Source organism: Phytopseudomonas daroniae, from assembly GCF_004327275.1.
Taxonomy (GTDB): Bacteria; Pseudomonadota; Gammaproteobacteria; order Pseudomonadales; family Pseudomonadaceae; genus Aquipseudomonas; species Aquipseudomonas daroniae.
This window is the reverse complement of sequence record NZ_QJUJ01000021.1, coordinates 1-13056: the sequence shown is the minus strand read 5'-3', so window position 1 is coordinate 13056 and position 13056 is coordinate 1. Positions and strand designations below refer to the sequence as shown.

Sequence of the window (13056 nt, the reverse complement as noted above, 5' to 3'; positions counted from 1 at the left end):
GGTGCCCGCTGCATAGCTCGGTTCTTTGGTGCCATCCGCGATGGTGATATTCGCGCTGCCGTCGAAGGCGACGCCGTTGATGGTACGAGGTGTTACCAGCTTGGTGGCGGTAGCCGCATTACCGGTGGTGCTCTGATTACCCGCCGCGTTCACGCCGGGCAGGTTGATGTTGGCGGTGCCGTCGAAGGCGACGCCGCCGATAGTACGGGCCGTCTGTAGCTTGGTGGCGGATACGGCGTTGGCATTGGCGTTCAGCTTGCTGGTGGACAAGCCAGTGACCTGCGCCTGCAGCTTGCCGAGGGCTGCCAATACTGTGTCCGTGGCGGCAACGGCTGTCGCGGTTGCTGTGCTGAGCCCGGTGAGCACGGCGGCGCGCACGTCGGTGGCGAAGTCGCGCCAGGTTTTGTTGCCCCGCCAGTATTGGGCCGTGGTACCGGCTGCGATTGTTGGCTCTTTTTCGTCCTGCAGCTTTTTGCCCATGCCGGCGGTGAGGGCCTTGGCGTTGCTGTTGCTGGTGAGGCTGTGCTCGAGCTGAACGACGCCGGGTATATCGACGGTGGCCGGTGGGTTGATGAACGAGATGTCGCCAAAGGTGATGGTGAGGGCGTCGAGCGACTCCAGGATGATGTCGGTGGCCAGCAACAGGGTGGACGGCGCGGCTTTCTGCAGGATCCAGCCCTCTGCCGGCAGTTGCGAGAACACGGCGATCAGCGTGCCTTTGTCGCTGATGAGGCCGAACTCACCAACGTTGTAGGTGGCACTGGATTCGTCCTGGGCCATGACGTGGATAGTGTCGGCGGCCACGGCTTGGCCGGCGATGGTGGTGAGGCGTTTGTTTGGTATCTCGGCCTGCAGGGCGGTTTGGGTCTTTTGAGGGGTGTAGCGCCCGGTGCCGAGCGCTACGGCCACGATGGTGACTTTGTTGGTACCGGTGTTCCCGGCAGCGATGATTTCGGCCCGGCCGGCGTTGGTGATGGTGATGGGTAGGGCCATTCAGGGTGCCTCGTTGCACTGGATGCGGCGGTAGATGACGGGGCGGGCAGCGCCGCCGAGGCCCAGGGCGCCGGTGGCAGCCAGGCCGATGGTTAGCGTGAAGTGCGAGCGCACGGGCTTGGTGCGCTCGACTTCGGCGATGACGTCTTGCTGGTAATCGACGGTGTTGGGCACGCCGGTGCCCAGGGTGAGCACGAGCTCGAAGGTGTGCGGGGTACCTTTGGGCTCGAGCTGCCACCACTCGCGAATGGCCAGGCTGGAGCCGAACGAACGCACGACATCACGCACTGACTTGGCGGTGCCTTTGCGGCGCTGGATCTCGACGGCCATGCGGATGCGTTCGCGCTTTACTGACACGGGCCAGTAGGGCTGCCAGCTGTCGAGCGACAACGTCCAGGCGAGCCAGGGCAGCAGGTGAGCAGGGCAGGTATCAGGGTTCCAGAGCTCGCGTAGCGGCACGGCCTGCAGGCTCGCACGCGCCTGTACTTGCTCGAGCACGCGCTCGAGCTGGGTGGCGTTGGGTGGCAGCAGGCTGCGCACGTCACTCATCAAGGCCACCATCGTTCAGGGTGATGGCGGTGCAATAGCTGGCGGCCTGGCGGTCGAGAACGATGGTGGCGACAGGGCTTTGCAGCTCTACACGCTGGACGCCTGGCTGGTGCAGGGCGGCGTAGATGCCGGATAGAGTTACGTCCCGCCCCAGACGGTGCTGGGCGGCGGTATAGGCCAGGGCTGCTGCCTGGGCGTTGGCCATGACGACTTCGCGGTCTGGGCCGGCGTAGAAGTACAGCGTGGCCTGCAGCTCGTAATCAATGATGGTGGCCGCCTGCACCTGGACGTAGTCGGTGAGCGGGCGCACGGATTCGTCGCTCAGTGCTGTGTCGACGGTGGCCAGCAGTTCAGGCGAGGGCACGCCAGCCCCGACACGCGACAGGACGGTGACGATGACGGTGCCAGGCGTGGGGCTGGTGGCTGAGGCGTCCAGCACTTCGCCGCTCGCGCTGAGGGCGTGAAAGATGTATGCACCCTCGGGGCCGGCGGTGCTGAGGCCTTCCAGCGATAGCTGGATGCGGTTGCGCAGCTCGGCGTCCGTTTCATAGGTGGCCGGTACCGGCGGGTTGCCGTTGGGGTTGCCGGGATCTGTTACCAGGCGCTCGACGCCGAACAGAGCGCCGAGGTTCTCCAGATCCGTGTCCAGGGCGTAGGGCAGCATGACGGCCTGGGCGGCTTCGTTGATGCGTTGACGCAGCAGCAGTTCGCGGTAGGCGGCGACCTCGAGCAGCTTGATGGCTGGATCTGACTCAAGGAAGGCGTCCATATCCGGCAGGCGCGCGGACAGGTCGGCCTGCATCTCGGCGAGGATCTGTTCGAAGTCCAGGGGCTCGACCACATTGGGGGCGGGGACGCGGGACAGGTCGATGGCAGTGAAGGTCATACGACGGCTCCCATGCTGATGGGGATTTGCAGGCTATGGGTCTGGTCGCTGTCCACGGGGGTGCCTTCGATGTCGAGGATGTAGCGGCCCTGTTCGGTACCGACGGTGAATTGCACGCGGGACAGGCGCAGGCGTGGTTCCCACTTCATGAGGGCCATGACGGTGGCGGCGTAACAGAGCATGCGGGTGTGGTCGTTGAAGGGCTGATCGATCAGGAACGGCAGGTTGCTGCCGTACTCGCGGCGCATGACGCGGGAGCCGAGCGGGGTGGTGAGGATGTCGGCGATTGACTGGCGCAGGTGCTGGAGCATTTCGAGTGGGGCGCCGGTGGTGCGGGACATGCCGGTCATTGCGCTTTACCCGTGCTGGACAGGCCACCCTGGACGCCTGGGTGGGTGTGGTTCATGACGCTGATGCCGCCGGCGGTTACGTCTTGCGTAACGGCAACTTGCCCGGTTACGGCGACATTGCCCGTGATGCTGACGTTACCCGCGATGGTGACGCCGCCAGGGGCCGTTACGTTGACCTTGCCGCCTGCGGGCAGGGTGGCGGTCAGGGTGTTGGTGGCGGTGTCGTAGTCGAGCACGGCGCCGTCGCAGTACTGCTGGCGATGGCGGGCAGCGCTGTTGTCCGGGGCGGGGTGCTGGGTGCTGTAAAGGCCGAACAGCACGACGCCGTGGGCTGGATCGCCTGACGGGGAGAACACGACGCATTGTTCGCTGACGCTGGGGGCGTGCCAGGTCGTGTCCGCGCCTGCGCGCTGGGTGAGCCAGGGCAGCCAGGCGGTGAGCAGGCCGCCAGTTTTCACACGGCAGCGGGCGGCGGCATGGTCGACCTCGGCGATGGTGCCGAGGCGGATCAGGTTTTCGAGGCGGCGGGTGAGGTCGGCGGTATTCATGGGGCCGATGCTGACGGCCACGCGCGCGCACGGCACGCGGCTGGGGTTGTAGGGGCGCTGCCTACAACGTGAGCTAGCGGGCGAGGTGTTTGAGCAACTGGTCGCGGATGCTGTCGAGCTCGGCGGGAGTGAAGCCGAGCTGTTCGCGGCGCTCGTATTGCACGTCGGGCATGCCTTTGCCGGGGCGATCCCGAAGGCCGTACTGGTGGATGCGGGCGAGGCGGGCGGCGCGACCGAGGAAGCCGATGGCGATGCTGTTGGCGGTGCTCTGCATCTTGAGGAATTTGGCGGTGCGCAGCTTGGCGAACATTTTGCGGCGGATACGGCCCTTTTTGCTGCGCAGACTTTTGCTGGTCTTACGCGGGGCGTAGGCGGTGCCATCCGGGTTGCGTTGCCTGGCGATGCGTTGCTGCTGGCTGCGGCGCAGGTTGCGGGCGACGCTCTGGTTAAGCTGGCGGCGCTCGGCGGGCTGGAGCTTGGCGAGCAGGGCGCCGGCCCAGTCTTCCAGGGCGTTGAGGTTGTCAGCCACGGTGTGGTACCGGATGTGGGGTTTCGATGTCGACGCCGACCGGTTCGCCGCTCTGCCATTCGGCCAGTACCTGGCCTTGGCCGATCAGCTGGACGGTGGTTTGCGGCAGGTGCGGGGTGAGCTGGGGTTCGTCTGGGTGCTCGATGTGCAGGGTGCCGTCTGGCTGTTTCTTGACGATGATGCGTTCGGACAGGGGCAGGGTGAGCGACAGATCCACCTTGCTGGTGTCGAGCACGTCGACTTCGAACTGGATCGAATCCTTGGACTTCTCCAGGTTGGTGAGCACCTCGGACTGATGCACCAGCAGCCAGGCGAGCAGGGGCACTGTGAGGGCATCGAGCGAGCCGGCGTAGTCAGTGAGGATCAGGTTGAGCTGGTATTCGTACATGAACGACAGGCCGGGCGCGCTGGTTGCGCGGATCTTGCCGTTGTCGGCAAAGATGAACAGGCGGTCGGGGTTGTGCTTGAGCTCGGGGATGGCGGCCAGCAGGTGGGCGCGCAGGCTGTTGGGTTTCTTCACTGGGCGGCGCTCGGCTGGTTGTGATCGTAGACGGCATCTACCTGGGCAGCGCAGTCGGCCCAGGCGGCGAGGATGGCGTCGCTGTCGTCGCTGAGGTCGCCGTTATTCAGTGGATCCGCTGGCGGCAGCGTGCACCTGGTGACGACGGGGCAGGTATTCACGGTAAGCAGCGGCTCCGGTGATGGCGGGGCGCTGGTGCAGGCGGCGAGTGACAGCAGGCAGAGGCTGAGCAGCCCAATCGTTCGATGCTGGGTCATTGCGGACGGTCTCCTTTTTGTTCACCTGGTGCGTGGCGCTGGCCTGTTGCAGGGCCGCGCGGGTGTTCTGCAGGCTCTGCTGGGCCAGGCGCTGGGCGGCGATATCGGCGCCCAGGTTGATGATGGTTTGGGCCTGGCGGGCGCTGCGCTGTTCGAGCGTGGTGATGCGCTCGGCGGCTTGATTCGCCCGCGCCTTGGCGGCCTGGCTCTGCTGGTAGTTGCCCCAGATGAGCAGGGCCGTGGCGGCGAGCAGGGCGAGGCCGTAGGCGGCTTGGCGAAGGGTCGTCATGGCAGATCGAGCAACAGGGTGAGCGTCCAGACCAGCATGCCAATCTGGATGAACATGGCTATCAAATCCTCGCTACGACTCGTTGATTTAGTGCGAGGGTAGTTGCCCTGCAGGTTGCTGCTGGTGCAACCCAGTCCGATTACATGAAGAACCAACATGGTGATGAGAAAGGCCGTCATGCCGCCGCCTGGCCGCAGCCACAGCCGGCGTGGCGCTCGTAGGCGCGCTGCAGCTTCACGTCGTAGAGGTTACGGGCGTAGTTGGGGCCGTTGTAAGTGGCGGCGAAGTCCTTCCATTTTCGGGCTTTCAAGGCTTTGTGCAGTGCCGGGTCGGTTTCGATGAACGCCACGAAGGCGTTGAACTGGGCGTTTTCGTCCTCGGCCATGGCGGCGGCGAATGCCTGGACATTGGGGTAACCCAGGCGGGTGGCGTGGAAGCCCATGATCTGGAACGCGCCCCACGATGCCGACTCAAGCGCGGCCGTGTCGTCGAGTTGGCGAGCCTGGGCCAGGCGCTGGTGTTCGGCGACGCCGCCGGCGTATCCACCTGGTTTGGTGTTGACCAGGTTGGGATAGATGCTGGCAGCTACGTCGGCCTTGGCCTTGAGGGCGGCGGCATCCTGCTCGGGGCTGCGCGGGGTGCTCAGTTGGCGGTGCATGATGTGGCGTTCGAACAGGATGGCGGGTTTGCCATTGCTCAGGAAGCCGGCACCGGCGGATTCCACTTCGTTGACTGCGTAGACGGCGGCCAGCTCGACGCCGAGGCGCTTGGCAGAGGCCACCAGGGTTGCGTTGGACAGCAGGCGGGTGCAGTCAGCGCCGGCCAGTGCGGCCATGGTATTTGGCCCGGCGATGCCGTCGACGACCAGGCCCACCTTGAGCTGGTACGCGCGCACGGCCTTTTCGGTTTCGTCGCCGAAATCGCCATCGGGGAAGAGGTTGAAGCCCCTGGCGTTGAGGGCAGCCTGCAGTTGCTTGACTGCCTGGGAGCGGTCGCCGTGGCGTAGGGTCTGGCTCATAGGGTGTCTACCTTACGTTCGAAGAACCGTTTAGCTGCTGCGCGGGTGCCTTCTACGCCGAGTAGGCCGATGGCGCCGCCGAAGAATGGGGCCGTGGTGGCGGGGATGCCGAGCAGCTCGATGCCGTGGCTGGTGGCCATGGCCAGGAAGCCGCACAGCGGCGCTTCCAGGGCGACGCGGCGCAGGTTGCCGCCGCCGTAGATGATGCGCAGGGCGGCAATGAAGAACGCCAGACCGCCGCTGTAGAGCGCGGGCCAGTTGTGTTCGAGCCAGGTGGCGAGCCAGGCCCAGGTGTCCGGACGGTCAGGCATTTTCATGGTTCCTTTGCCCTGTTGTGGTGGTGTTCAGTCCCATAGCTGCACCGCTTGCCGCTCGGGCTCTGGTGCGGTTTCCGGGAGGTTGACTGGGTGGCCCTGCGGCAGGTTTGGGCCGAGCGCGGCCAGGCCTGGGTTGGCTTCGAGCACGGCTTCGACGACGCCTGCGGTGCGGCCGTAATGCCGCCAGCAGAGGGCGTCGACGGTTTCGTGCTGGTGGGCGCGGATTGTGGCCATCAGTCGGGCTCCACTGCCTGGGCGGTTTGGTCTGGGTATACCCAGGTACCGTCCGGGGACACGAGGGCGCCGGGAGATTGGCCAGTCTCGACTACGCGGCAAATCGCATAGCCAAGGGGATGCATGATTTCCCGGTTGATACGCTCAAGCAGGCCGAGGCGGGATATCTCGTTCCAATCGATGGTTTCGTATGTAGCCATCAGATCAGCTCCACTGTGGTGCGGCGGATGCCGAGCAGGTCGCGGATTGCCCAGCGCTGGTCGCGGCGGTAATCGTCGATGTTGTCCTGCAGGTTCTCGGCCTTCTTGTCGCCGCTGGCGGTGGTGTCGTAGCTGCGGTAGCGCTCGCACACTTCGGCGCCGGACGCTGCCTGGATGGCGCGGGCGTAGAGGTGCACCAGTTCGGATTCGCCGTTGATCTGGCTGGCTGGGACGGCTGCCAGTGTTTCGTGACCGGCTGCAATCTGGGCAGTACGCCAGGTGAGCAGTTCACGGTTGATGGAGATGGCTGCTGCGATGACGGCTGTTTCGAGCCGGGCGGGTGTAACTGAACCATCAATACGCAGGGCGCCACGCATGGCGTCCAGGTCAATCGACGGCCAGAACGGGTCGGTGTTGATGTGGCCGCTTTGCGGCGTGCCGCCGGCAATGAATCCGCTCATGTTCTGGCTCGGAATTAGAGGGCGGTGGTCGGGGCGTCACAACTGGGAAAGGAGATAACCCGTTGATCGACCCCGAGCCGCCCGGGTGCGGGTGACGCTTGGTTAGCTGGGCTTGGCCTCAGCAATTTTTTTCAAGCGGCTGGCGAGCCGCTCCAGATCCTTCTTACCGCCACAGCTCTGGTGCAGTTCGATTGCCCGGCCGAGGTGAGTACGCGCCGTCTGCAAACGGGCGATACCTTCTTCGGTGGGCTTCTCGGGCACCTCGACTACCAGGGCGCGACCGAGGGCCAGGTGCAGCTTGGCGCGGGCTTCGTCGGGCATGTCCTGGGCGCGGGTGAGCTGCTCGGTAGCGAGGAGGATGGCGCTGTCGAAGGGGCTTTCAGCCTTGAGGGCTGTGAGCGCTGCGGTGGCGATTTCCTCGGCGACGTAGCAACCGACCTTGCGGCGGAAGCGATCCGGCATTTCCAGCTTGTGCTGCAACACGTAGCGGGCGATTTCCAGGGCTGGCTGGTAGAGGCCGGCGTCGATACGCCAGGTCATGACGGTGGTGAGTACGTCATCCTGGGCACCTTGGCCCGCCTCCAGCACGCCAGCGACATAGGGCTCGTAGGCGACTACCAATTCACCCTTGAGTTTGGCTTTGTCGCTGATGGACTGGATCTGCTTGAGGCGCAGCGAGTCCTGGTGCAGGGCAGCCATTTGCAGTTCGTAGGCGTTGGCGCCTTCCATGCTCTGTTGCGGGGCAACTGCCGCCGCCGCAAGGGCGGCGGTGACACGCTGGAAGTGGCGGCGGCAGGGATTGCTCATGGTTTTACCCTCAGGCCAGGACGATGTTTTCGGCCATGGCCGCGCAGCCCAGGTCTTCAACGACATACGCTTCGTTGACCGACTCGTAGTTCTCGATGCGGTCGCGCTTGGCATTGTCGACGACGGTGCGGCGGCGGGTGCCTTCCTGCCAGTAGATGGACAGGTTGTCGAGGCGAGTGACCAGCAGGCCGTTGGCCGGGAAGTGCGGCACACGGACGGCCGGCAAGTTGCCGATGCGTTTCTGGCTGATGACGATATCGGCAGCCAGTGCTTCGGTCGGCGGCTGATCTTTGTTGACGATGGGGAAGTATTTGTCGGCCAGCAGTTGGCGACCGCAGATAACCACCAGTTCGTTGTCTTCCTGGTACCACGGCTCGATCAGTTCGTTGACCATGCTGTAGACCAGGGCGTCGATGTTGTTGAAGTCCTTGCCGGCGCCGATCTCGATCTTGCCGCTGTCGTCGACAATTTCCTTGAGCACACGGGCTTGGTTCTCGAGGCGCATTTTCTGCAGCCAGCCGACGTTGACGTCCTGCAGCAGCGGGTTGGCGGCCTTGTTGGATGTGGCCGCACGGCTGGTGCCGTTCCAACCGATCATGATGCGGTTGAGGGCCATGGCCTTGATGATGGCGTCGCGGATGCGGGCCTGGAAGTCCGGGAACTTGGCCCACTGATCCATCTTCTGGTAACGCAGGGTGGTGTCGAAGTTGGTTTGGGTGCAGAAGTACCCACGGGCATCCAGGCTGCTTGGGTCGTGGGGTACACGATCCTGAACCGTGGTGTCGGTGGTGCCGGCGATTACGCCGTCGATGCCGAGGCCAATTTTCTCGCCAGACTGCTCGCCAACACCGTAGATGTTGATGGAGCCGAGGAAGGCGCTGGATTCCTGAATGCGGGATTCCAGCGTCTGGGCGACGCTCGGGGCGGCGGTGAATTTGGTGGTTACGTCGGGTACGCCATGCAGCTGGGCGAGCTGCTGCAGGTAGGCGTTGAACAGGGTACGTGTGTCGTTACGCATGGGTGTCTCCGGTTATTCCTGGGTGGCTTGGCTTTCCGTAGGGGAGGTGATCAGCAGTCGGTGAACTGCTGGTCGTTGCCACCTGTAGCCGGTGGACGCTGTTGCTGGCGGAAGTCTTGGGTTTGGCCAAGCTTCTTGCTCAGGTCAGCAAATTCGCTGGCGAGCTTCTGGTGGTCGCCCTGCAGGGTGGCCAGTGCAGCGGCTGACTTCTCTGCCGCTTCGGCTTGGGCGGTACTGAACTTGAGCAGGCCTTCGAGGGCCTCGCCAAGGTCGGCGAAATTGGTAGCGTCCGTGCCTTCCTTTTCCTTGCCTTTGCTGATGAGGGCACCGATGGAATGCTTGAGCGCGGCGAACATGCCGGGCTGATCGGTGACTTCGTCGAATTCGATCTCGACCTCGAGCGCCTCGGTGAACATGGAGGTGGCCGAGTAGTGGCGGTCTTTGAAGGGGCTGGCGTCCGGCTTCTGAGCCGAGAACGCGAGCACGTCGGTGCCCAGGCTGGCGGGCGAGTCGGTGACGGCCAGGCCGACGATGTAGGCCTCACCGGAGTCGGCGAAGCTGTCGTCGATTTCGACCGAGGTGTAAATCTTCTGTTTGGCCTTGTTCATGGCCACCAGGTCGGCGGTCGGCTCGATCTGGGCGAACAGGGCCAGCTTCTTCTGACCAGCGATGTCGACTTCTTCGGTTTTTACCGCGGTGATGTCGCCATACGCCTTGAACGGGCTATCGGGCAGCAGGCTGCGGAAATGCTCGAGCCAGACACGGGCACCGTAGGTGTTCTGGTTGAAGTTCTTGGCGGCCTGCTCCAGCCAGGAACGTTCGATTTTGCGCTTGTCGGTGGTGGCGCCTTCTACGGCGACGCGGAACCACTTGGAGCGATATTTCTTGACGGTGGTGTCGGTTTTACCGGCCATGCTGGGTGTCCTCGATACGTGGGCGGCGATTGCCGTTGCGATGGAGGCATGGTCGGCAGTGGCGAGGGCGCCGGCAACGGGCCGAGGTTGTAGGGCGAGCCGCTACAACGCCCGCCGGTAGGGCCTTACGCGCGCGGGCGGCAGCATCTGCGCCATGACTACTGCCACCGAAAATCCCATCCGCGACAACCGCCGCCAGGCCAAATTTCTGTACTGGACGGGTTGGCGCGTTACCGACATCGCCGACTTCCTGGAGGAAAAGGAGAAGACCGTCCACGCCTGGAAATCCCGTGATGAGTGGGACAGGGCGGACAACGTGGAGCGGATCGGCGGCGCGCTTGAAGCGCGGCTGGTGCAGCTGATCCTGAAAGAGGGCAAGACCAGCGGCGATTTCAAGGAAATCGATCTGTTGCACCGCCAGTTGGAGCGGCAAGCGCGGATCCAGCGGTTCCAGGGTGGTGGGACTGAGGCCGAGCTAAATCCGAACCTGGACAACCGCAACGCCGGGCCGAAGAAGGCGCCGAAGCGCAACGAGTTCAGCGAGGAAGATATCGAGCTGCTGGAAGAAGCATTCCGCGATGGGTGTTTCGACTATCAGTTGGACTGGTACCGGGCGGGCAACGAACGCACCCGGATGATTCTGAAGAGTCGGCAGATCGGCGCCACGTTCTACTTCGCCCGTGAGGCGTTGCTCGATGCGCTGAAGACCGGTCGTACACAGATTTTCCTGTCTGCCAGTAAAGCGCAGGCCCACCAGTTCAAGAATTACATGCAGGCCTTCGTCAACGAAGTGCTGGGCCGCCAACTTACTGGCGACCCCATTGTGTTGTGGAACAACGCGGAGCTGCACTTCCTGGGCACCAACTACCGCACCGCTCAGGGGCGGTCGGGCAATTTTTACTTCGACGAATTCTTCTGGACGTTCAAGTTCGAGGAGCTGAACAAGGTGGCGTCCGGGATGGCGCTGCACAAGAAGTGGCGGAAAACCTATTTCAGCACGCCTTCCAGCATGGGGCATGAGGCCTACAAGTGGTGGACGGGCTCGCGGCTGAACAAGGGCAAACCGACCGCCCAGCACCTGAAGATCGATGTTTCCCATGATGCCCTGCAGATGGGGCGGCACTGCGAGGATGCGATCTGGCGGCAGATCGTGACCATTCTGGATGCCGATCAGCGCGGGTGCGATCTGTTCGACCTGGAGGAACTGCGCCAGGAGTACGACGCGGAGGCCTTTGCGAACCTGCTGATGTGCGAGTTCGTGGACGATGGGGCGTCGATCTTCCCGTTGCAGATGCTGCAGCCATGCATGGTCGACAGCTGGGAGCTGTGGGACGAGGACTACAAGCCGTTCGCCATGCGGCCGTTTGGTGATCGCCCGGTGTGGGTCGGCTATGACCCGGCCGAGAACGGTGACAGCGCAGGCATGGTGGTGGTCGCGCCACCTTCGGTACCCGGGGGCAAATTCCGGGTGCTGGAGCGGCATCAGTTCCGGGGCATGGACTTCGCCGCCCAGGCTGAGGCTATCCGCCGGGTGACCCAGCGCTACTGGGTGACCTATATCGGCGTGGACGTGACCGGCATGGGCAGCGGCGTGGCGCAGCTGGTTAAACAGTTCTTCCCGAACCTGACCACGTTCAGCTATTCGCCTGAGGTGAAGACGCGCCTGGTGCTCAAGGCCTACGACGTGATCAAGAACGGACGCCTGCAGTTCGATGCGGGCTGGACGGATATGGCGGCGTCGCTGATGGCGATCCGCAAGACAGTTACGGCCAGCGGCCGGCAATTCACTTACACGGCAGGGCGCAGTGATGAAACGGGTCACGCTGACCTGGCCTGGTCGCTGTTTCACGCACTTCACAACGAACCGCTCGAGGGGCAGACCGCTGCCAATACGGGGCGGATGGAGATTTTTGGATGACGACAGGAACAGAGGTGGCGCTCAACGCCGCCGACCAGGCAAGCGGGAAGGGGCCGATGGCGTTTACCTTCGGGGCTCCGGAATCGGTGCTGAGTGCGCGGGAGATTTTCGACTATCTGGAGTGCTGGTTTAACGGGCGCTGGTATGAGCCGCCGTTATCGATCGACGGGCTGGCACGTTCAGTCAAGGCCAGCGTGCACCTGGACTCGGGGCTGCGGTTCAAACGCAACCAGTTGAGCCGGACATTCATTCCACACCGGCTGCTGTCGCGGCAGGATTTCGAGCAGATCGCCCAGGACTATCTGGCGCTGGGCAATGCCTACCTCGAGCGGCGCCGGTCGGTACTGAACACAACCATCGTGCTCAAGCCGCCGCTGGCCAAGTACATGCGGGTGGGCAAGGAAGGCAAGTTCTACCAGGTGCAGGGCTGGAAGAACGAGCACGAATTCGAGGCGGGGAGCGTGTTCCATCTACGCGAGGTGGATCTGCACCAGGAAATCTATGGCTTGCCGGAGTGGATCAGTGCGTTGCAGTCGGCGCTGTTGAACCAGTCGGCCACGTTGTTCCGGCGCAAGTACTTCGAGAACGGGTCGCACGCTGGCTTCATCTTGTACATGACCGATGCCGCCCAGAACGAAAGCGACATCGATGACCTGCGCACGGCGCTGAAGAACGCCAAAGGCCCAGGGAATTTCCGCAACCTGTTCGTCTACGCGCCCAATGGCAAGAAGGAAGGGATTCAGCTGATCCCTGTGAGCGAGGTGGCGGCGAAGGATGAATTCAACTCGATCAAGGATCAGACCAGGGAGGATGTGCTCGCGGCGCTGCGGGTTTATCCGCAACTGATGGGCATCGTGCCGAAGAACGCCGGCGGCTTCGGATCGCCGAAGGAGGCATTTGACGTGTGGGGTGCCTTGGAGCTGGAGCCGCTGCAGGAACGGTTCAGGCTGATCAACGAGTGGGTGGGTGAGGAAGTGATCCGGTTCAAGGAGCTGGAGCCGCCGAAAAGCTGATCAAACGATGCGTGAAGAAACCGCCCAATGTGGCGGTTTTTTTGTGCCTGGCGGTAAGGATTTCGGTGGTTCTGGCGTATGAAAAAGCCCAGTTCATCATGCCATTTCGGGGCATTCAATACCAGCGAAATCGGGCTGCAGCCCAGATATTACGGGCCTTTCGGGGTGGTCGGCTGCTCAGTCCGAAGCGAGGCCGGGGCGAGGGGTGACGCGGTGGGGCCCCGAGGTCAGGCGG

19 protein-coding genes are annotated in these 13056 nt (G+C 63.6%); 2 read left to right on the top strand and 17 right to left on the bottom strand.

All coding sequences use genetic code 11. From position 1 onward, the window contains the following. The 17 genes from DNK10_RS25960 to DNK10_RS25695 all read right to left on the bottom strand — a co-directional run. Positions 1-993: phage tail-collar fiber domain-containing protein (locus DNK10_RS25960; protein ID WP_208738874.1), on the bottom strand; the 993-nt coding region annotated here is incomplete at its 3' end. Further along, on the bottom strand, positions 994-1542 hold the full coding sequence (locus tag DNK10_RS25770; RefSeq protein WP_131193491.1) for a phage tail protein I: 549 nt from the start codon (positions 1540-1542) through the stop codon (positions 994-996). It abuts the gene before it with no gap. Next, on the bottom strand, positions 1535-2428 hold the full coding sequence (locus DNK10_RS25765; protein WP_131193490.1) for a baseplate assembly protein: 894 nt from the start codon (positions 2426-2428) through the stop codon (positions 1535-1537). Before DNK10_RS25765 ends, DNK10_RS25770 begins: the two co-directional genes overlap by 8 nt. Then, positions 2425-2769, bottom strand: coding sequence for a GPW/gp25 family protein (locus tag DNK10_RS25760; RefSeq protein WP_208738875.1), 345 nt, complete (start codon positions 2767-2769; stop codon positions 2425-2427). The genes DNK10_RS25765 and DNK10_RS25760 overlap by 4 nt, the downstream gene beginning before the upstream one ends. Positions 2770-2774: 5 nt before the next feature. Continuing rightward, positions 2775-3326 carry a phage baseplate assembly protein V gene (locus DNK10_RS25755; protein ID WP_208738873.1) on the bottom strand — a complete coding sequence of 184 codons (552 nt, stop codon included), beginning with the start codon at positions 3324-3326 and terminating at the stop codon, positions 2775-2777. 73 nt (positions 3327-3399) lie between these two features. Beyond that, positions 3400-3855, bottom strand: coding sequence for a phage virion morphogenesis protein (locus DNK10_RS25750; RefSeq protein WP_131193488.1), 456 nt, complete (start codon positions 3853-3855; stop codon positions 3400-3402). Further along, positions 3848-4375 (bottom strand): phage tail protein, encoded by a 528-nt coding sequence (locus tag DNK10_RS25745; RefSeq protein WP_131193487.1) that lies wholly within the window; start codon positions 4373-4375, stop codon positions 3848-3850. The genes DNK10_RS25750 and DNK10_RS25745 overlap by 8 nt, the downstream gene beginning before the upstream one ends. After that, entirely contained in the window at positions 4372-4632 is a 261-nt protein-coding gene (lysC, locus tag DNK10_RS26270; RefSeq protein WP_131193486.1) for an Rz1-like lysis system protein LysC, read from the bottom strand. Before lysC ends, DNK10_RS25745 begins: the two co-directional genes overlap by 4 nt. A 285-nt stretch (positions 4633-4917) precedes the next feature. After that, positions 4918-5100, bottom strand: a complete 183-nt coding sequence (locus DNK10_RS25735; protein WP_131193485.1) for a hypothetical protein — start codon at positions 5098-5100, stop codon at positions 4918-4920. After that, positions 5097-5939 (bottom strand): N-acetylmuramidase domain-containing protein, encoded by an 843-nt coding sequence (locus DNK10_RS25730; RefSeq protein WP_131193484.1) that lies wholly within the window; start codon positions 5937-5939, stop codon positions 5097-5099. Before DNK10_RS25730 ends, DNK10_RS25735 begins: the two co-directional genes overlap by 4 nt. Beyond that, complete coding sequence (locus tag DNK10_RS25725) at positions 5936-6250, bottom strand: phage holin, lambda family (RefSeq protein WP_131193483.1); 315 nt, start codon at positions 6248-6250, stop codon at positions 5936-5938. Before DNK10_RS25725 ends, DNK10_RS25730 begins: the two co-directional genes overlap by 4 nt. Positions 6251-6283: 33 nt before the next feature. Beyond that, positions 6284-6490, bottom strand: coding sequence for a tail protein X (locus tag DNK10_RS25720; protein WP_131193482.1), 207 nt, complete (start codon positions 6488-6490; stop codon positions 6284-6286). Further along, positions 6490-6690: a DUF7415 domain-containing protein gene (locus DNK10_RS25715; protein ID WP_131193481.1), complete on the bottom strand. Its 201-nt coding sequence runs from the start codon at positions 6688-6690 to the stop codon at positions 6490-6492. Before DNK10_RS25715 ends, DNK10_RS25720 begins: the two co-directional genes overlap by 1 nt. Then, positions 6690-7151, bottom strand: a complete 462-nt coding sequence (locus DNK10_RS25710; RefSeq protein WP_131193480.1) for a head completion/stabilization protein — start codon at positions 7149-7151, stop codon at positions 6690-6692. The genes DNK10_RS25715 and DNK10_RS25710 overlap by 1 nt, the downstream gene beginning before the upstream one ends. A gap of 102 nt (positions 7152-7253) precedes the next feature. Next, entirely contained in the window at positions 7254-7958 is a 705-nt protein-coding gene (gene gpM, locus DNK10_RS25705) for a phage terminase small subunit (RefSeq protein WP_131193479.1), read from the bottom strand. Positions 7959-7968: 10 nt separating this feature from the next. After that, entirely contained in the window at positions 7969-8976 is a 1008-nt protein-coding gene (locus DNK10_RS25700; protein WP_131193478.1) for a phage major capsid protein, P2 family, read from the bottom strand. Between the two features lie 50 nt (positions 8977-9026). Next, entirely contained in the window at positions 9027-9890 is an 864-nt protein-coding gene (locus DNK10_RS25695; protein WP_131193477.1) for a GPO family capsid scaffolding protein, read from the bottom strand. A 154-nt stretch (positions 9891-10044) separates the two neighbouring features. Between DNK10_RS25695 and DNK10_RS25690 the strand changes: the two genes are divergently transcribed. Next, positions 10045-11808: a terminase ATPase subunit family protein gene (locus DNK10_RS25690; RefSeq protein ID WP_131193476.1), complete on the top strand. Its 1764-nt coding sequence runs from the start codon at positions 10045-10047 to the stop codon at positions 11806-11808. Beyond that, the gene (locus DNK10_RS25685; RefSeq protein WP_131193475.1) at positions 11805-12821 is read left to right on the top strand and encodes a phage portal protein; all 1017 of its coding nucleotides are present in this window, start codon (positions 11805-11807) and stop codon (positions 12819-12821) included. Before DNK10_RS25690 ends, DNK10_RS25685 begins: the two co-directional genes overlap by 4 nt. The last annotated feature ends 235 nt before the right edge of the window (positions 12822-13056 follow it).